The organism is Streptomonospora mangrovi, assembly GCF_027604915.1.
Lineage (GTDB): Bacteria > Actinomycetota > Actinomycetes > Streptosporangiales > Streptosporangiaceae > Streptomonospora > Streptomonospora mangrovi.
On the sequence record NZ_JAJAQC010000009.1, the window covers coordinates 161,803 to 179,270 of the forward strand.

General features: G+C 76.4%; 12 protein-coding genes and 1 riboswitch. Of the genes, 8 read left to right on the plus strand and 4 right to left on the minus strand.

The features are described 5' to 3' along the window. Positions 1 to 35: 35 nt before the first annotated feature. Positions 36 to 983 carry an ABC transporter ATP-binding protein gene (locus LG943_RS07915; protein ID WP_270071550.1) on the plus strand — a complete coding sequence of 316 codons (948 nt, stop codon included), beginning with the start codon at positions 36 to 38 and terminating at the stop codon, positions 981 to 983. A 104-nt stretch (positions 984 to 1,087) separates the two neighbouring features. After that, the gene (locus tag LG943_RS07920) at positions 1,088 to 2,620 is read left to right on the plus strand and encodes an ABC transporter permease (RefSeq protein ID WP_270071551.1); all 1,533 of its coding nucleotides are present in this window, start codon (positions 1,088 to 1,090) and stop codon (positions 2,618 to 2,620) included. Between the two features lie 428 nt (positions 2,621 to 3,048). On the opposite strand, the gene LG943_RS07925 is transcribed toward LG943_RS07920, so the two are convergent. Further along, positions 3,049 to 3,396, minus strand: a complete 348-nt coding sequence (locus LG943_RS07925) for an MmcQ/YjbR family DNA-binding protein (protein WP_270071552.1) — start codon at positions 3,394 to 3,396, stop codon at positions 3,049 to 3,051. Positions 3,397 to 3,878: 482 nt separating this feature from the next. Here LG943_RS07925 and LG943_RS07930 point away from each other — a divergent pair, with 482 nt between their 5' ends. From LG943_RS07930 to LG943_RS07940, 3 genes are all read left to right on the plus strand, one after another. Next, positions 3,879 to 4,862, plus strand: coding sequence for a cobalamin biosynthesis protein (locus LG943_RS07930; protein ID WP_270071553.1), 984 nt, complete (start codon positions 3,879 to 3,881; stop codon positions 4,860 to 4,862). After that, the gene (locus LG943_RS07935; RefSeq protein WP_270071554.1) at positions 4,859 to 6,493 is read left to right on the plus strand and encodes a cobyric acid synthase; all 1,635 of its coding nucleotides are present in this window, start codon (positions 4,859 to 4,861) and stop codon (positions 6,491 to 6,493) included. The genes LG943_RS07930 and LG943_RS07935 overlap by 4 nt, the downstream gene beginning before the upstream one ends. A gap of 188 nt (positions 6,494 to 6,681) precedes the next feature. After that, positions 6,682 to 7,269 (plus strand): hypothetical protein, encoded by a 588-nt coding sequence (locus LG943_RS07940; RefSeq protein WP_270071555.1) that lies wholly within the window; start codon positions 6,682 to 6,684, stop codon positions 7,267 to 7,269. A gap of 80 nt (positions 7,270 to 7,349) precedes the next feature. On the opposite strand, the gene LG943_RS07945 is transcribed toward LG943_RS07940, so the two are convergent. Further along, complete coding sequence (locus tag LG943_RS07945; RefSeq protein ID WP_270071556.1) at positions 7,350 to 7,910, minus strand: hypothetical protein; 561 nt, start codon at positions 7,908 to 7,910, stop codon at positions 7,350 to 7,352. Between the two features lie 110 nt (positions 7,911 to 8,020). Further along, a riboswitch (cobalamin riboswitch) is annotated at positions 8,021 to 8,146 on the plus strand. Between the two features lie 44 nt (positions 8,147 to 8,190). Here LG943_RS07945 and cobN point away from each other — a divergent pair. From cobN to LG943_RS07960, 3 genes are all read left to right on the plus strand, one after another. Further along, positions 8,191 to 12,045 carry a cobaltochelatase subunit CobN gene (cobN, locus tag LG943_RS07950; protein WP_270071557.1) on the plus strand — a complete coding sequence of 1,285 codons (3,855 nt, stop codon included), beginning with the start codon at positions 8,191 to 8,193 and terminating at the stop codon, positions 12,043 to 12,045. Positions 12,046 to 12,267: 222 nt separating this feature from the next. Then, complete coding sequence (locus tag LG943_RS07955; protein WP_270071558.1) at positions 12,268 to 12,708, plus strand: NfeD family protein; 441 nt, start codon at positions 12,268 to 12,270, stop codon at positions 12,706 to 12,708. Between the two features lie 61 nt (positions 12,709 to 12,769). Then, positions 12,770 to 13,846, plus strand: a complete 1,077-nt coding sequence (locus LG943_RS07960; RefSeq protein WP_270071559.1) for an SPFH domain-containing protein — start codon at positions 12,770 to 12,772, stop codon at positions 13,844 to 13,846. A 25-nt stretch (positions 13,847 to 13,871) separates the two neighbouring features. Here LG943_RS07960 and LG943_RS07965 read toward each other — a convergent pair whose 3' ends face one another. Together LG943_RS07965 and LG943_RS07970 are read right to left on the minus strand one after the other, a co-directional pair. After that, entirely contained in the window at positions 13,872 to 14,837 is a 966-nt protein-coding gene (locus tag LG943_RS07965; RefSeq protein ID WP_270071560.1) for a quinone oxidoreductase family protein, read from the minus strand. A 73-nt stretch (positions 14,838 to 14,910) separates the two neighbouring features. Next, positions 14,911 to 17,319 carry a serine/threonine-protein kinase gene (locus LG943_RS07970; protein ID WP_270071561.1) on the minus strand — a complete coding sequence of 803 codons (2,409 nt, stop codon included), beginning with the start codon at positions 17,317 to 17,319 and terminating at the stop codon, positions 14,911 to 14,913. Between the last annotated feature and the right edge of the window lie 149 nt (positions 17,320 to 17,468).

The following is a 17,468-nucleotide window of genomic DNA, read 5'->3' on the forward strand; positions in this document are numbered from 1 at the left end:
CGCGAATTTCGTGAAATCAGCGTATGTTCGCGGTCATGTCGAACGTGATATCCGTGACCGGCCTGGTCAAGTCCTACGGCCGGACACGTGCGCTGGACGGCCTGGACCTCGCGGTCGCCCCCGGTGAGGTCCACGGCTTCCTCGGGCCCAACGGGGCGGGCAAGTCCACGGCCATCCGAATCCTGCTGGGCCTGCTGCGCAGCGACTCCGGCACCGCGACCCTGCTGGGCGGCGACCCCTGGCGCGACGCCACCGCGCTGCACCGCCGCCTGGCCTACGTCCCCGGCGACGTCACCCTGTGGCCCGACCTCTCCGGCGGCGAGGCCATCGACCTGATCGGGCGCATGCGCGGCGGCCTCGACCACGCCCGCCGCGACGAACTCCTGGAGCGCTTCGACCTCGATCCGCGCAAGAAGGGCGGCGCCTACTCCAAGGGCAACCGGCAGAAGGTGGCCCTGGTCGCCGCGTTCGCCTCCGATGCCGAACTGCTCATCCTGGACGAGCCGACGTCGGGGCTCGACCCCCTTATGGAGGCGGTCTTCCAGGACTGCGTGCGCCGGGAGCGGCGGCGCGGGCGCACCGTCCTGCTCTCCAGCCACATCCTGGGCGAGGTCGAAGCCCTCTGCGACCGCGTCAGCATCATCCGCCGCGGCCGCCGGGTCGAGACCGGCACCCTCGCCGACCTGCGCCACCTCACCCGCACCGCCGTCACCGCCGAACTGGCCGGCCCGGCGCCCGCCCTCGCGGACCTGGCCGGCGTGCACGACGTGCGGGTCGAAGGCGACCGCGTGCACTGCCGAGTCGACGCCCACGCGCTGGACGGCCTCCTGCGGACGCTGGCCGACGCCGGCGTGCGCGCCCTGACGAGTCGGCCGCCGACCCTGGAGGAGCTGTTCCTGCGCCACTACCAGGACGAACACGAACAGGGGAACGGGCACGGGCGCGCCCAGCACGCCGAGCGCGATTCGGAGACCGGCCGGTGAGCGCCCCCGCGCCCACCGCGCGCACCGGGTCCGCCCCCCGCACCGGCTCCGCCACGGGCACGGCTGCGCTCGCGCGGCTGGTCCTGCGGCGAGACCGCCTCCGCGTGCCGCTCTGGTACGGGCTGACCGCGCTGTTCGTGGTGGGCGTCGCCGCCGCCGTGCCCGGGGCCTACCCCACCGAGGCCGCCCGCCACGCCCTGGTCGCGGCCACCGCGCAGGACCCCACCCAACTGTTCGCGATCGGCCCCGTGCACGGCTCCTCCGTCGGCGCCGTCGCGGCCTGGCGGCCACGGGGCCAGGCCGCGCTGCTGCTCTCCTTCGCCGGCATCCTGCTGGTGGTGCGCCACACCCGCGCCGAGGAGGCGTCGGGGCGCCGCGAACTGCTCGGCGCCACCGCCATCGGGCGGCAGGCGCCGCTGGCGGCCGCCCTCGCGGTGGCCTTCGCCGCCACCCTCCTCGCCGGCCTCGCGATGGGCGCGGGCCTGACCGCGCTGGGCCTGCCCGCCGCCGGATCGTTCGCCACGGGCCTGTCGTTCGCGGCCTCGGGCTGCGTCTTCGCCGGGGTCGCTGCCGTGGCGGCGCAGCTCACCGAGAGCCCCCGCGCGGCGGTCGGCCTGTCCGCTGCCGTGATGGCGGCCTGCTACGCCGTGCGCGGGGTGGCCGACCTCGGCGCGGGGGAGTGGCTCTCGTGGCTGACGCCGTTCGGCTGGGTGCAGCATGTGCGGCCGTTCGCCGGCGACCACTGGTGGGCGCTGCTGCCCGCGCCGGCGGCCTGCGCCGTCCTCCTCGCCGCGGCCTACGCGATCTCGGCCCGGCGGGACCTCGGCCGGGGCGTCCTCCCCTCCCGGCCCGGCCGGGCGCGCGCCGGCGCGGGCCTGCGCACGCCCGCGGCCCTGGCCTGGCGGCAGCAGCGCGGCACCGTCTTCGCCTGGACGGCCGGGCTGACCCTGTTCGGCGCCGGCCTGGGCGCCGCCACCCCCACCATCGCCGCACAACTCGCGCAGAGCCCCGCGTTGAGCGACCTCCTCGCCCGCTCGGGGGCGTCCGCGCGCCCGGTCGACGGCTTCTTCGCGTTCGTCGTCTACCTCACCGCGCAGGTGGTCACCGTCTTCACCGTCCAGTCCGTGCTGCGGCTGCGCGGTGAGGAGGTGTCCGGGCGCCTGGAACTCCTGCTGTCCGGGCCGGTCGGCCGGCTGCGCTGGGCGCTGGGCCACCTCCTGGTCGCGGCGGCCGGGTCGGCGCTGGTCCTCGCGGGGCTGGGAGCGGGAGCCGGGCTGGCGTTCGGGCTCGCCGCCCAGGCCGGGGCGGCCGAGGTGCCGGCGCTGCTGGCGGCGGCCCTGGTGCGGCTGCCCTCGGTGCTGGCGGTTGGGGGCGTCGCGGCGCTGCTGTACGGGGTGCGCCCGCGCTGGGCGGCGGCCGGGGCCTACACCGTGCTCGCCGCCTGCCTGCTGCTGGAGTTGGCGGTGGACCTGCTGGGCGCGCCGCACGCCGTCCTTGTGGTGTCGCCCTTCGCGTGGACCCCGGCGCTGCCGGCGGCCCCGTTCGAGGCGGGGCCGGTGGCGGCGCTGGGCGCGGTCGCGGCCGGGCTCACCGGGGCGGGGCTGGCGGCCCTGGCCCGGCGCGACCTCGGGGTCTGACACCGCGGGGAAAAGGGCCGGGACACCATGGGAGGCGGTCATGGTGTCCCGGCGGGCGGGCGCGTGCGGGAGGCGCTCCGACGAAGGGGGGAGTCGGGGGGACGCCTCCCGCAGTGCCCTGGAGGGTGGTCTGGTGCCGGTCGTACCGTTGGTACCGGTCGCGGAACGGGGAGCCACGCCCGGCGCGGCGGCGCCGGCCGGGCCGCCCGCGAGTACGGGACGCGGCGGGACGCGGCTGCGGCGGGTGGATCCCGCTCGCGGACACGCTTCGAGCGTAGTACCTGGAGGTCGCGCGGTAGGGGCGATTGGCAAATGCCGATGGGTCCGGCCGGGGATTTCGGACAGGGACGAACCGGCACCGGCCGGTGAGCGGCGCTCCCGCGCGGTGCGGGGGCGGTCCGCGCGGTGCCGCGCGGTGCCGGGCGGGCCTACGGCCGCTCGGCGTCCAGGGCCGCCCGCAGCCGCGCGGGCGCCTTCAGCCGCCACGCCTCGGTGACGAGTTCGGCGAGGTGGCCGGGCTCGACGCGGTCGAGGTCGACCAGGACCGCGCCGTAGCCGTCGTAGTGGGCGGTGGTGAAGAACGCGGGGTCGCCCGAGGCCAGCAGCGCCTCCTTCTCGGCGAGGGGGCACACCAGCATCAGTCCGCCCTCGGCCTCGGTGCGCAGCCGGGCGAACGCCTTGCCGCGCACCTTGAGCGCGGGGGTGCGGTAGGAGGTGGACTCCTCGGTCTCCGGAAGCCCGGCGGCGATCGCGACGACGTCGTCCCACGTGGCCATGGCGCGGCACCCCTTTCGGCGGCGGCCGGGGCCGGCCGCCCCGTCCCGCCGCCCAGGATCCCACCCCGGCGCCGCCGGCTCCAGCCGCCGCGCGCCCCCGCCGCGCCCCCGGCTGCCGGTCGGGGCGTGCGGTGACCGGCCCCCGACAGCAGGAAGCGCCGGCCGCGGCCGCCGGCGCGCCCACCGCCGAGGGGCAGGACCCCTCCGGAGGTGACCGGTCACGCCCGCGGACTCCACGGCCGGCGCTCCTGGCCGGCACCGTCCGACGGTGCCGGCACTGCCAGAAAGAACCGTCGGAACCTTCAGAACACCCACCACGCGCCGCTGAACAGCAGCGCCACCATCTCGATCGGCATGGCCTGTCCTCCCTCTGCCTGAGCCGTGCATCGGTTATAGGCGCCCGGTCCGCTCCGCGCGGCGCCACCGGCCCCGACTTGGGGCAAGCGTGAACGTCTGCGGGGCAGACCGTTACCGTTGACCGCGTGAGACCTCCCCATCAGCGGTTCACCTGGGCCGGCGCCGCCGGGCTGCTCGGCGGCGCGGTCCTGGACCGCCTCGTGCCCGACCCCCGGCGCGGCCACCCGGTGGCCCTGTTCGGCGCGTCCGCCGCGCGGCTGGAGCGCGCCCTGCACGCCGACTCCCGCCCGCGCGGCGCCGCCTTCACCGCGCTGGCCGTGCTGCCGGTGGCCGCCCTCGGCGCGCTCGCCCAGGCCCGCACCCGGGGCGCCGGGCGCGCCGCGCTGACCGCCGCCGCCACCTGGGCGGTGCTGGGCGGGGCGATGCTGGGCCGCGAGGCCGAGGGCGTCGCCGCCGCGCTGGAGGCCGGCGACCTCGACGAGGCCCGGCGCCGGCTGCCCCGGCTGTGCGGCCGCGACCCCCGCGTCCTGGACGAGAAGGGCATCGCCCGCGCGGCGGTGGAGTCGGTCGCCGAGAACACCTCCGACGCCGTGGTCGCGCCGCTGCTGTGGGGCGGCCTGCTCGGCGTGCCCGGCCTGCTCGCCTACCGCGCCGCCAACACCCTCGACGCGATGGTGGGCCACCGCTCGCCCCGCTACGCGCGCTTCGGCTGGGCGGCCGCGCGCCTGGACGACGTGCTGAACTGGGCGCCGGCCCGGCTGACCGCCGCGCTCACCGCCCTGGCGGCCCCCGCCGCCGGCGGGTCGGCGCGGGCGGCGCTGCGCGTGGCCGTCCGCGACGGCCACCGCCACCCCAGCCCCAACGCCGGGCGCTGCGAGGCCGCGTTCGCCGGCGCGCTGGGCCTGCGCCTGGGCGGGCGCAACGTCTACGGCACCCGGGTGGAGCACCGCCCCGAGCTGGGGGAGGGGCGCCGCCCCGAACCCGGCGACATCCGCCGGGCGGTGCGGCTGGCCCGCGCGGTCAACGGCCTGGCGGCGCTGACGGCCGCCGCCTGCGCCGCGCTGGTCCCCGGCACCCGCGCCCCCCTCGGCGCCGGGAGCGCCCGGTGATCCGGCGCGGCGCCGCGGGCGCCCCCGCCCTGCTGGTGGCCGGCACCACCTCCGACGCGGGCAAGAGCGTCGTGGTCGCCGGCCTGTGCCGGTGGCTGGCCCGCCAGGGCGTCAAGGTCGCCCCCTTCAAGGCGCAGAACATGTCGCTGAACTCGATGGTCACCGCCGACGGCGCCGAGATCGGCCGCGCGCAGGCCGCCCAGGCCGCGGCGGCGGGCATCGAGCCCACCGCCGCGATGAACCCGGTCCTGCTCAAGCCCGGCAGCGACCGCCGCAGCCAGGTGATCGTCCGCGGCCGGGCCATCGGCGAGACCGACGCGCTGGACTACCGGCGCTACCGGGCGCACCTGCGCGAGGTCGCCGCGGCGAGCCTGGCCGAGCTGCGCGCCGACTACGACGTGGTGATCTGCGAGGGGGCGGGCAGCCCCGCCGAGATCAACCTGCGCGCCGGCGACATCGCCAACATGGGCCTGGCGCGGGCGGCCGCCCTGCCGGTCGTGGTGGTCGGAGACATCGACCGCGGCGGCGTCTTCGCCGCGCTGCACGGCACCCTGGCCCTGCTGGAGCCCGCCGACCAGGCGCTCGTCGCCGGGTTCGTCATCAACAAGTTCCGCGGCGCCCCCGAGATCCTGCGGCCGGGCCTGGACATGCTGGGCCGCCTCACCGGGCGGCCCGTCTACGGGGTACTGCCCTGGCTGGACGGCGAGTGGATCGACGTCGAGGACTCCCTGGCGCTGAGCGCGCGGCGCGGCGCCCGCGCGCCCCTTGAAGGGCGCACCCTGCGGGTGGCGGTCGTGCGGCTGCCGCGCATCAGCAACTTCACCGACCTGGACGCGCTGGCCGTGGAACCCGGGGTGGAGGTCCGCTTCGTGACGGCGCCGCACGAGCTGGACGACGCCGACCTGGTGGTGCTGCCGGGCAGCCGCGCCACGGTCGCCGACCTGGCGTGGGTGCGCGAGCGCGGACTCGACACCGCGCTGCGGCGCCGCGCCGAGCGCGGGCTCCCCCTGCTCGGCGTCTGCGGCGGCTACCAGATGCTGGCGCACAGCATCGAAGACGCGGTGGAGTCGGGCGCGGGCCGGGTCGAGGGGCTGGGGCTGCTGCCCGCCACGGTCGTCTTCGCGCGCGACAAGACGCTCGCCCGGCCCACGGGCGCGGCCTACGGGCAGCCGGTGGCGGCCTACGAGATCCACCACGGGATCACCACGGTGCGGTGGGCGCCCGGCGGCGGGCGCGCCGGAGCCGGCGAGGACACCGAGCCGTTCCTCGACGGCGTGCGCAGCGGCGCGGTGTGGGGCACCACCTGGCACGGCGCCCTGGAGAACGACGGGTTCCGCCGCGCGTTCCTGGCCGACGTGGCGCGGCGGGCCGGGCGCGACTTCCGGCCCGCGCCCGGCACCGACTTCGCGGCCGAGCGCGCCGCCCGCCTGGACGCACTGGGCGACCTGGTCGAACACCACCTGGACACCGGCGCGCTGCTGCGGCTGCTGGAGGAGGGCGCCCCCACGGGGCTGCCCGTGGTCCCGCCCGCCGGGGTGCCCGAGGAGGCGGGGGCGCCCGGGGCGGGTGGGATGGCCGGCGCGGCAGGCGTGGCTGAGGCGTCCGAGGAGGGCGGGGCGGGCGGCGCCTGATGGGTCGAGGGAAGGAAAAAATCGCCCGCGCGAGGCTGTGGAAAACCTCCGGAGCAGGCGGGAGCCGGGCTAGGGTTGTGCTTGTTCGAGCGGCCAGGAGGTCAGGGGCGCCGCCCCTGCGCGAAGGCGCCGCACGCCGCCACCAGCGCGGCCCGCCCCTTCGCCCGCCGACCCTCCTGGAGGTCCGCATGACCACGCCCGCGCTCGCGCCGTCCGCCGCCCCGGCCCGCCGGGTGAGCCTCGCGCTCGACCCCCTCACCCACGCCGAACTCGAACGCGCCGCCGGCCACCGCGACGTCGCGTCCTACCTCTACACGCTCGCCGGACGCTACGCCCGCTGGTCGGAGCTGCGCGAGTGGCTCACCCAGCTCGAAGCCGTCTACGGCCCCCTGCCGCCCGAGGCCATCGACCGCGTCCACCGCCAGATGCTGGGCCTGCCCCGGCGCGCCGACCACCCCCGCACGGTCTCGGTGGCCTTCAGCGACTCCGAGTTCGCCGCGCTGACCACCGCCGCCGGCGACCGCCCGGTGGCCGCCTACCTGCGCGACCTGCTGGGCGGACTGCTGGCCGACCGGCCGCACTCCGCCTCGACCGCGCCGACCGATCCCGACCCCAGCGCGGCGCCGCCCGGCGCGGGTCCCGGCGGCGGCTGCGCGGACGGCGGCTGCCCGGACAGCGCTCCGGTGCGCCCGTCAGGCTTGGCAGGCCCGTCAGGCCCGGCAAGCGGCGGCCCGCACGGCACCGCCGCCCCCGGGCGCCCCGGCTCGTCCGGGTAGCGCCGACGGCAGCACCGCGCCTCACCGGCGCTGCGCCGGAAGGCCGCACCGCGGCCTTCCGGCGGGGCCGCCCCCGCGCCTCAGCTCGTGGCCGCCAGCGAACGCGCGTAGTTCACCGACTGCATCACCTGCATGACCGTCTGGGGGCTGCGCGCCGGGACCATGGTCGAGTGGAACACCCCGTTGCCCTGCACCGTCACCTGCACCGACCCCTGGGTCTTCTCCTCCTTCATGAGCAGGAAGAGCAGACCCAGCAGCCCCAGACCGCACGCCCAGATGAAGATCACCAGGCTGATCACCGTCAGTACGATCCCCGTGGTCGACACGCCCGTGGTGGTGTGGGTCATGTCCGAGGCGTTCCAGGTGCTGCCCTTGATCGGGAACCTGCCGGCGGGCGTGATCACCGTGGTCTGGGTGATCGAGATGTCGCCGATGGTGGTGAGGATGGCCTCGCTCTCGGGCACCGGCGCGTACGGAGCCTGGTAACCCCCGGTCTGCTGGTTGTAGGGCACCATCGCCCCGGAGGAGTAGTCACCGGCGGGGTACCCGCCGGAGGGCATCCCGGGCTGGGCGTAGGGGTCGCCCTGCGGGTACTGCTGGTAGGGGTCGCCGGAGCCCGGCGGGGGTTCGGGGTAGCTCATGGCACCTGATTCTCGCAAAGGCGGGGGCGCACCGGTACTGGCGTGAACGCGCGTCCGGCGTGGCCCGGTCCGCAGCCGCGGCCCGGCCCCGGCCGCACCCGCACCGTCTGTCAGGATGAAACCGCGACGGCGCGAAGGAACGCGGTGCGAATCCGCGGCTGTCCCGCAACTGTCACGGTCTGCGAAGCCTACCGGCGCCGACCCCAGCCAGGAACTTCCGCCGCCGTACCTGTCCAGTGCCGGGGCGAGGACCCCGCTTCTGCGAACGAAGGGCCCGCACGTGGCGACCATTCTGCTGCTGTCCACCGCCGACACCGAGCTGCTGGCCGCGCGGGCGGCCGGGGCCGGCTACCGCACCGCCAACCCCGCCCGCACCGACCCCGCCGACCTCCCCGGCCTCCTGGCGGGCGCCGACCTCGCCGTGGTGCGGCTGCTGGGCGGCAGCGAGTCCTGGCCCGGCGGCCTGGAGCGGGTGCGCGCCGCGGGCGTGCCGCTGGTCGCCCTGGGCGGCGAGGCCGCCCTCGACGCCGAGATGCTGGCGCACTCCACCGTCCCGGCGGGCGTGGCCACCGAGGCCCACGCCTACCTCCGCGAGGGCGGCGTGGCCAACCTGCGCGAACTCGCCCGGTTCCTCTCCGACACCGTGCTGCTCACCGGCGAGGGGTTCGCCCCGCCCCAGCCCATGCCCGAGTACGGCGTCCACGACCGCGCCGCGCGCACCCGGCCCGGACCCGACCACCCCACCGTCGCCGTGGTCTTCTACCGGGCGCACGAACTCTCCGGCAACACCGCGTTCGTCGACACCCTGTGCGCGGCCGTCGAGGACGCCGGGGGCGCGGCGCTGCCCGTCTTCTCCGGATCGCTGCGCGGCCTCACCCGCGACACCACCCCCGGCCTGTTCGAGCTGCTGGACTCCGCCGACGCCGTGGTCACCACCGTGCTCGCCGCCGGCGGTGCCGTGGCGGCCGACGCCGCCGCCGGCGGCGACGAGGACGCCTGGGACGCCGGCGCGCTCGCCGCGCTGGACGTCCCGGTCATCCAGGGGCTGGTGCTGACCACCACCCGGGAGCGCTGGCAGGCGTCCGACGCCGCCCTGACCCCCATGGACGCCGGCATGCAGGTGGCCATCCCGGAGTTCGACGGCCGGCTCATCAGCGTCCCGTTCTCCTTCAAGGAGGTCGCCGACGACAGCGGGATCCCCGTCTACGTCGCCGACCCCGAACGCGCCGCCCGGGTCGCCGGGATCGCCGTGCGCCACGCCCGCCTGCGCCACGTGCCGCCCGAGCGGCGCCGCCTGGGCGTGCTGCTGTCGGCCTACCCCACCAAGCACTCCCGGGTGGGCAACGCCGTGGGTCTGGACACCCCCGCCTCGGCGGTGCGCCTCCTCCGCGACCTCGTGGCGCGCGGCTACGACCTCGGCCCCGACGACTCCCTGTGGCGCGTGCCCGCCGAGGGCGAGGACCGCCGCGAGGACGACGGCGACCCCCTCATCCACGCCCTGATCAGCGCCGGCGGCCACGACGTGGAGTGGCTGACCGAGGAGCAGTTGGCCGGCGCCGCCGTGCGCGTGCCGCTGCGCGACTACCGGCGCTGGTTCGAGGCCCTGCCCGCCCCGCTGCGCGAGTCCGTGCGCGCGCACTGGGGCGAGCCGCCCGGCGGCCTCTACGTCGACGACTCCCGGGGCGAACCCGACATCGTGCTGGCCGGCCTGCGGTTCGGCAACCTCATGCTGATGATCCAGCCGCCGCGCGGCTTCGGCGAGAACCCCATCGCCATCTACCACGACCCCGACCTCCCGCCCTCCCACCACTACCTGGCCGCCTACCGCTGGCTGGAGGCCCCCGCCGACTCCGGCGGGTTCGGCGCCGACGCCCTGGTCCACCTGGGCAAGCACGGCACCCTGGAGTGGCTGCCGGGCAAGGGACTGGGACTGGCCGCCGAGGACTCCCCCGACGCCGCGCTCGGCGACCTCCCCCTCGTCTACCCGTTCATCGTCAACGACCCCGGCGAGGGCACCCAGGCCAAGCGGCGCGCCCACGCCACCGTGGTCGACCACCTCGTCCCGCCCATGGCGCGCGCCGACACCTACGGCGACATCGCCAAGCTGGAGCAGTTGCTGGACGAGTACGCGCTGGTCACCGACCTCGACCCCGACAAGGCGCCCGCGCTGCGCGCCCAGATCTGGACTCTGATCAAGGCCGCCGAACTCCACCACGACCTCCACCGCGAGGACATGCCCGACGAGGACGAGTTCGACGACTTCGTCATGCACGTCGACGGCTACCTCTGCGAGATCAAGGACGTCCAGATCCGCGACGGCCTGCACATCCTGGGCCGCGCCCCCGAGGGCGAGGCCCGCGTCAACCTGGTCATGGCGGTGCTGCGCGCCTCGCAGGTATGGGGAGGCCGGGTCGGGGCGCTGCCCGGCCTGCGCGCGGTGGTCGCCCGGGCGTTCGGCCTGGACGAGAAAGAACTGCTGGCCGAGCCCGGTGCCCGCGTGGCGGTGCCGGCGGCGCTGACCGCGCTGGTCGAGGGCCCGGCCCGCACCGCCTCCGACGCCCTCGACCTGGTCGACACCCTGGCCCGGCGCATGGTGCAGGCCATGGAGGACCGCGCCTGGGCGCCGGAGGCGGCCGCCGCCGTGGCGGCCCGGACCCTGGCCCCGGCCGGGGCGGTCACTTTGGGCGGGGAGCATGGCGCGGCCGGGGCGGACACCCCTGCCGGGACGGGCGATGGGGCGGGCGCGGCAGGCGGGGAGGGCCCCGTCGGCGGTGCCGAGGCCGTCCGCGGTGCCGCCGAGGTGCTGGGATTCGCCGCCGAACAGGTGGTGCCGCGCCTGGCCGCCACCTCCGACGAACTCGACGCCGTGCTGCACGCCCTCGACGGCGGCCACGTCCCGGCCGGCCCGTCGGGCTCGCCCACCCGCGGCCTGGTCAACGTGCTGCCCACCGGCCGCAACTTCTACTCCGTCGATCCCAAGGCCGTGCCCTCGCGCAACTCCTGGGACGTCGGCCAGGCGCTGGCCGACTCCCTCATCCGCCGCCACCTGGACGACACCGGCGCCTACCCCCGCTCGGTGGGGCTCACCGTGTGGGGCACCGCCGCCATGCGCACCCAGGGCGACGACATCGCCGAAGTCCTCGCCCTGCTGGGCGTGCGCCCCACCTGGGACGACGCCTCCCGCCGCGTCACCGGCTTCGAGATCGTGCCGATCGCGGAGCTGGGCCGCCCGCGCATCGACGTCACCCTGCGCATCTCCGGGTTCTTCCGCGACGCCTTCCCGCACGTCATCGCCCTGGTGGACGACGCCGTGCGGGCGGTCGCCGACCTCGACGAACCCGCCGAGCAGAACTACCCCCGCGCCCACGCGCTGGCCGACCTCGCCGACCACAACGACTGGCGGCGCGCCACCACCCGCGTCTTCGGGTCCAAGCCCGGCGCCTACGGCGCCGGCCTGCTGCCGCTGATCGACGCCCGCAACTGGCGCGACGACGCCGACCTCGCCGAGGTCTACGCGGTGTGGGGCGGCTACGCCTACGGCCGCGGACTCGACGGCCGCGAGGCCCGCGCCGACATGGAGGCGTCGTTCCGGCGCATCTCGGTGGCCGCCAAGAACCAGGACACCCGCGAGCACGACATCGTGGACTCCGACGACTACTTCCAGTACCACGGCGGCATGGTGGCCATGGTGCGCCGGCTCACCGGCGGCAACCCCGCCGCCTACATCGGCGACTCCGCCGCCCCCGACCAGGTCAAGACCCGCACCCTGGCCGAGGAGACCCGGCGGGTGTTCCGCGCCCGCGTGGTCAACCCCCGCTGGGTGGCGGCCATGCGGCGACACGGCTACAAGGGCGCCTTCGAACTCGCCGCCACGGTCGACTACCTCTTCGGCTACGACGCCACGGCGGGCGTGGTGGACGACTGGATGTACACCCAACTCGCCCAGACCTACGTGTTCGACGCCGAGAACCGCGCCTTCCTGGAGCGGTCCAACCCCTGGGCGCTGCGCGGCATCGCCGAGCGCCTGCTGGAGGCCGCCGACCGCAAACTGTGGGAGCGCCCCGACCCCGAGGTGATCGAACGCCTGCGCGACACCTACCTCGCCCTGGAGGGCGACCTGGAGGACGACGACTAGTTCGCTCAATTCGCGCGTTGACGGGGCGGCGCGTGGGGTGGTCCGGGTGCGCGGTCGGCGCCCCGCCGCCACCCCGGCCGTCCGCCCCGCCGACCGGTGACCGCGTGCCCGCCCCTCTTGCCCATCCCACGTACCCCGGAATGTGACCGTCGAATGTGTGCCGGATCACGCCCACGGGGGTAGTTTTGGTGGTAGCCGCGATGGGACGGGAGGTTCGGTGCCATGCCGGTGTGGGTCCTCTGGATGATCGCGGCGGCCGTGCTCGGCGCGGCCGAGATCTTCACACTCACGCTCTCCCTGGGCCTGCTCGCGGTGGCCGCGCTGGTGGCCGGGGTGGTCGGCGCCCTCGGCATGGGGCTGGCGCTCCAGATCGCCGCGTTCGTCGTCACCGCCGCTGCCGCCCTGCTGGTGGTGCGGCCCATCGCCCGGCGCCACCTCAAGCAGCCCCCGCCGCTGCGGTCGGGCACCGCCGCGCTGGTGGGGCGCTCCGGCGTGGTCGTCGCCGAGGTCACCGGCGAGCGCGGTCTCATCAAGCTCTCCGGCGAGGAGTGGTCGGCCCGCTGCATCGACGAGGACCAGGTGATCCCCGCCGGCACCCGGGTCGACGTCATGGACATCGAAGGCGCCACCGCGATCGTCTATCCCCGGGAGGCCCTGCCGTGACCCCGGCGGCGACCTCCCGCGCGCCGGTCACTCGCGGCGCCGAAACGGGCTGGAGGCAGCCATGGCTCTGAACATCCTGTTCGCCGCCGTCGCGGTGCTGGTCGTCCTCGCGGTGGTCTCGACCGTGCGGATCGTGCCGCAGGCCCGCGCCTACAACATCGAGCGCTTCGGCCGCTACATGCGCACCCTGCAACCCGGCCTGAACTTCATCATCCCGGTGGTCGACCGCGTCAACACCAAGTACGACATGCGCGAGCAGGTGTTCTCCTCGCGGCCCAAGCCGGTGATCACCGAGGACAACCTGGTCGTCAACATCGACACGGTGCTCTACTACCAGATCACCGACCCGCGCGCCGCCGCCTACGAGGTCGCCGACTACCTCCAGGCCATCGACCAGCTCACCGTCACCACGCTGCGCAACGTGATCGGCGGCATGGACCTGGAGCGCACCCTCACCTCCCGCGAGGAGATCAACACCCGGCTGCGCGGCGTGCTCGACGACGCCACCGGCAAGTGGGGCATCCGCGTCAACCGGGTCGAGATCAAGGCCATCGACCCCCCGCCCTCCATCAAGGAGGCCATGGAGAAGCAGATGCGTGCCGAGCGCGACAAGCGCGCGGTCATCCTGCACGCCGAGGGCGAGCGGCAGTCGCGCATCCTCACCGCCGAGGGCGCCCGCCAGCAGGCCATCCTGGAGGCCCAGGGCGAGCAGCAGGCGCGCATCCTGCGCGCCGACGGCGAGGCCCAGGCCATCGAGCGGGTGTTCCAGGCGGTGCACAGCAACAACGCCGACCCCAAGCTGCTGGCCTACAAGTACCTGGAGGTGCTGCCGTCGCTGGCCAAGGGCGAGGGCAACACCTTCTGGGTCATCCCCGGCGAGCTGACCCAGGCCGTGCAGAGCGTCACCCGCGCCTTCACCGGCGACACCAACGCCGACGCCCCGCGCCCGGCCTCCGACGACGGCGGCGAGCCGGCCACGCCGGAGATCACCTCGGGCACCCCGCGCAGCGACGCCGTGCGCGCCGCCGACCAGGCCGCCGAGATCGCCGCCGAGGCGGTGGCCAGCGCCCGCAAGGAGGCCGAGGCCGCCGCCCGGCCCCCCGGCACTGCGCCCGGCCGGCGCGACCGCGAGGGGTAGGCGCGCGGCCGCGCCGGCGGAGGCGTCAGTCCAGCAGCAGCTTGCCGGTGGTGCGCCGCCCGGCCAGGTCCTCGTGGGCGCGCGCGGCCTCGGCCAGCGGGTAGCGCCCGCCCACCCGAACGTCCAGTGCGCCGGCCGCCACCAGCCCCAGCACGTCGGAGGCCCGCTCCAGCAGCTCCTCCCGCTCGGCGACGTAGTGCGCCAGCGTCGGCCGGGTGAGGTACACCGAGCCCGCGGAGTTCAGCCGCTGCGGGTCCACCGGCGGCACCGCGCCGCTGGCCTGCCCGAACAGCGCCAGCACGCCGCGCGGGCGCAGCGCGGCCAGGCTGGCGTCGAACGTGGCCGCACCCACCCCGTCGTAGACCGCGGCCACCCCGGCGCCCCCGGTCAGTTCCCGCACCGCCGGGGCGACCTCGGTCCGGTCGTAGCGGATGACCTCGTCGGCGCCGGCCGCGCGGGCGAGGTCGGCCTTGGCGTCGGTGGAGACCGTGGCGATCACCCGGCCGTGGCGCGCCTTGGCCAACTGCACCAGCAGCAGGCCGGTGCCGCCCGCCGCGGCGTGCACCAGCACGGTGTCGCCCGGCTGCACCGGGTAGGTGGAGTGCGTGAGGTAGTGGGCGGTCAGCCCCTGGAGCAGCACGGCCGCCGCCTGCTCGGCGGAGACCCGGTCGGGCACCGGCACCAGGCGGTCGGCGGGCACCACCGCGCGCTCGGCGTAGGCGCCGGGCACCAGCGCCCAGGCCACCCGGGCGCCCACGCGCAGACCGGTCACGCCCTCGCCCAGCGCGGCGACGGTCCCGGCCGCCTCCACGCCCGGGACGAACGGGGTGGGCATGGAGTAGGCGCCGCTGCGCTGGTAGACGTCGATGAAGTTGACGCCGCGCGCCTGGATGCCGACGAGGACCTCACCCGGTCCCGGCTCGGGGTCGGGCGCCTCGGTCAGCCGCAGCACCTCGGGGCCGCCCTGCTCCTGCACGACGACGGCGCGCATCGCGGTTCCTCTCGTTCGGTGGGGGCGGCGCGGCGGCGGCCGCGCCGGTCGGGGGTGGCGAGGGGGCTGCGGGTCAGGCCCCGTCGTCGGGGGACTCCTCGGAGGCGTCCACCTCGGGTTCGCCCAGGCGCTGCACCTCGACGCGGTGGAACCCGACCTCGGGGACGTTGGTCTCGTTGCCGCGGCGCTTGACCGTGATCCCGACCTGGCGGGGCGCCTGCTCGGTGGCGTCGTCGGGCAGCGGGTCGGGGTCGGTGGCCTCCAGCACGTGCTCGCCGTTGACCCACATGTTGATGTCGATCGCGCCGGAGTCGTCGGGCTCGCAGGTCATCGTCACCGCGTTGACGACCGGTCCGCGCTCGCCGCCGTCACCGTCCTCTGCGGGGACGTAGCCGGGCACGTCGCCGGTGGAGGCCAGGGCGGCGTCGCCGGCGTCGCCGCCGTAGCGGCGGATCTGGGCGTCGGCGCCGTCGAACCGCACCAGCGCCTCGTAGTGGGTGGTCACGTCGTCGTCGGAGACCTGGTAGTAGCAGCGGGTGCCGAACTCGCTGTAGGGCTCGCCGGCGACGATCTCGGCCTCGGCGTCGACGCGGACGGCCTCGGGCATCACCCCGTCGTAGGGGACGAACGCGCCGATGCTGGCCGCCTCGTTGTAGGGCTCCACCCGCAGGATCAGCCCGTGGTCGGGGTGGATGCCGTACTCCAGGTACTCGTCCTCGGGGTCGTAGGCGTCGAAACCCCAGGTGTCGGACTCGAAGTCGGTCGCGTAGACCTGCGTGCCCTCGGGCGGACCGCTGGTGAGCCAGACCGCGCCCAGGGCCACGCCCGCCACGAGCACGACCACCCCCGCCGCCGCGCCGACGACCAGGCGGGTGGAGGGGCGGCCGGAGGACGGCGGCCGGCCGGGCGGCGCCGCACCGGGAACTCCGGGACCGCCCTGGCCGCCGTGGCCGCCCGCGCCACCCGGGCCGCCGTGCACGCCGTGGCCCGGCGGCTGCCCGCCGGGCGGCGTGGCGTACCCGGGCTGGGGTCCGGAGGGCGCGCCGTACCCCGGCTGCGGACCCGACGGTGCGCCGTATCCCGGCTGCGGGCCGGACGGCGTGCCGTGGCCGGGCTGCGGGCCGGAGGGGAAGCCGTGCGCGGGCGGCTGCGGGCCGGACGGCGTGCCGTGGCCCGGCTGCGGGCCCGAGGGACTGCCGTGGAACGGCTGGGCGTGCCCCGGCCACCGGCCGTGCGGCTGCTGGTGCACCCCCGGGGGAGGCGTGAAGGCGGCCGGGTCGCCGGCCGGCGGCGGACCGTAGCCCCCGCCGGGCCCGGCGCCGGGGGCGCCCCAGGCGGGCTCGTGAGGAGCCTGCGGGCCGGGGTCGGGCCGCCCGGTGGCGTCCGGGGGAGAGGGCCGCGCGGGCGGCGCCGGCTCGGCCGCCTCGGGCGGCAGCGAGCGCGTGGCATCGGGTCCCGGCTGCTCGGCGGGGACCGTCGGCTGGTCGTCGCCGCCGAGCGCGGCACCGGCCACCGCGCCGGCCGCACCGGCCGCGGCACCGGCCGCGCCGCCCAGGGCGGCGGCGCCCGCCGCGCCCTCGGCGTCGGCCCGCGCCGTGGAGGGCGGGGTCCAGGACCGCACCACCGTGCGGTCCACGGTGGTCTCGGCCGGGTTCTCCTGCCCCACCAGCGTGTTCAGCAGGTCCTGGGCGGTGGGCCGGTTGGCGGGGTCCTTCTCCAGGGCCGAGCGCACCAGTTCGGTGACACCGGGCTCCAGCCCCTCTAGGTCGGCCGGCGCCGCGCTGATGAGGTGCAGGATCGCCGGGACGGTCTGGGCGTTGAAGGGCGCCTTGCCGGTGCCCGCGTAGGTGACCAGGCAGCCCCAGGAGAAGATGTCGGAGGCGGGCGTGATGTCGCCGCCCGCGATCAGTTCCGGCGCGAGGTAGGCCGGGGTGCCCATGAGCTGGCTGGAGCGGGTGACCGCGCCCTCGTCGTCCATGGCGCGCGCGATGCCGAAGTCGATGACCTTGGGCCCCACCGCCGACAGCAGCACGTTGGCCGGCTTGAGGTCGCGGTGGATCACCCCGGCGCGGTGGATCGCCGTGAGCGCCGCCGCCACCCCCATGGCCAGGCTCTCCAGGGTGCCGCCGCGCATGGGGCCGTCGGTGGCCACCGCCTCGGCCAGGTTGGGGCCGGGCACGTACTCCGAGACGATGAACAGCGGGTCGCCGTCGAGGCGGGCGTCGAGGACGCCGGCGGTGGAGAAGCGGGCCACCCGGCGCGCGGCCTCGACCTCGCGCGCGAACCGGCGCCGGAAGTCGGGGTCGTCGGCGAGGTCGGGGTGGATGAGCTTGACGGCCACGAGCCGGTCCGCGGTGTCGCGGGCGAGGTAGACGGTGCCCATGCCGCCCCGTCCGAGCCTGCCCTCGACGCGGTAGTCGCCGAGCTGCCTCGGGTCGCCGGTGCGGAGGGGTTTGACGCGCTCGCGCCCGTTGTCCGTCACAGTGCAGAGTTCCTTTGGGAGGGGTGGTTCGCGCTCATAGCGTACAGAGGCCCGGTGGGGCCGATCAGCGGCGATCACGGGGGGAGCGCCGGGGTTGGGCGGGGCTGGCCAGAAGTGCTCCGATTTTAGACACGGTGCGCGGCGCCCTG

Coding starts and splice junctions, on each gene's coding strand:
- LG943_RS07955 (WP_270071558.1), top strand. CDS start 12,268: ATGCCGGTGTGGGTCCTCTGGATGATCGCGGCGGCCGTGCTCGGCGCG.
- LG943_RS07940 (WP_270071555.1), top strand. CDS start 6,682: ATGACCACGCCCGCGCTCGCGCCGTCCGCCGCCCCGGCCCGCCGGGTG.
- LG943_RS07945 (WP_270071556.1), bottom strand. CDS start 7,910: ATGAGCTACCCCGAACCCCCGCCGGGCTCCGGCGACCCCTACCAGCAG.
- LG943_RS07925 (WP_270071552.1), bottom strand. CDS start 3,396: ATGGCCACGTGGGACGACGTCGTCGCGATCGCCGCCGGGCTTCCGGAG.
- LG943_RS07915 (WP_270071550.1), top strand. CDS start 36: ATGTCGAACGTGATATCCGTGACCGGCCTGGTCAAGTCCTACGGCCGG.
- LG943_RS07965 (WP_270071560.1), bottom strand. CDS start 14,837: ATGCGCGCCGTCGTCGTGCAGGAGCAGGGCGGCCCCGAGGTGCTGCGG.
- LG943_RS07960 (WP_270071559.1), top strand. CDS start 12,770: ATGGCTCTGAACATCCTGTTCGCCGCCGTCGCGGTGCTGGTCGTCCTC.